Genomic DNA, 1,005 nt, shown 5'->3' on the forward strand with positions numbered 1-1,005 from the left:
AGCTGGTACTTGGATATTGACATCAGGCGTGAAAGAATGAGAAAAAGCATGAGCAAGGAACAAAAACACCTGTAAATTTGGTAATCTTGCAGCTCACCATGGCCTGTGAGAGGTTGAAATGATGGTATAAGTCCAGTAAATTGCCTGCCAACTCATTTTTATCGTCCAAAAGTTTGGATAATTCATCTATTTTATGTAATTTTGCTCTCATTAACAGTTACTCATAAAAGGTTTGATTCTATGTTTTTTAGCGATTACAAAGATACAACTTTTTATTGAGAAACTGTTATTTTTACTCCATTATTTTGGGGTGGGAAACTTTAGTTTGTAATAAGTTTTAACACCTCCAGAATTTCCTCACATGTCAACCTGTCCAAATCATCAATAAATACCACTATTTTCTTATTTATTTTTTCGATTCCATCCTGAAGCCGGGCACGGCTATCCGTAGCGTCCTTAATATTTATTAATCCTAAGAACTTACCCCAAGATGTATCATCTGCTAATACACTAAGATCTTCCATATAATCTTTCATGACAGACTTCATCCCCGTATGGAAAGGAGAAAGCGAAGTAGCTAATGTAGAAAGGAAATCCATTTGAATACAATTCACATTGACAGAAGCCCGCGCATTAAAATCAACAACTATTACGTCAGAAACTTTCTTCAAATTCAATTTCAACAAATTTAAGAAAGAACTTTTTCCTGTTCCCCAAGGAGAATTAATACCTATACTATAACTATTAGAAAATGATTTCTGCCTTATTGAATAAGACAAGCTACGTGCCAATTCTGCATAATGCAATAAATCATTGTTTTCATAAACAATAGGTTCATCTAAGTAAATAGGAACAATCCCCTTATTTTCCTCTGTGTTAGATTCTGTATTTTTATTATACCGAAAAAATTTACCTATAATAAATCCAACAAATAGAGCCATGAAAAAGATAGCAAAACTATCAAGTTTACAAACAATATTGATTAAAGAATAGTCATCAGAATCA

At 32.7% G+C, this 1,005-nt stretch carries 1 protein-coding gene; it reads right to left on the bottom strand.

From position 1 onward, the window contains the following. Nucleotides 1-320 precede the first annotated feature (320 nt). Nucleotides 321-1,005: P-loop NTPase fold protein (locus QVD32_RS13245; RefSeq protein WP_287710405.1), on the bottom strand; the 685-nt coding region annotated here is incomplete at its 5' end.

Source organism: Barnesiella sp., assembly GCF_022723415.1.
GTDB lineage: Bacteria > Bacteroidota > Bacteroidia > Bacteroidales > Barnesiellaceae > Barnesiella > Barnesiella intestinihominis.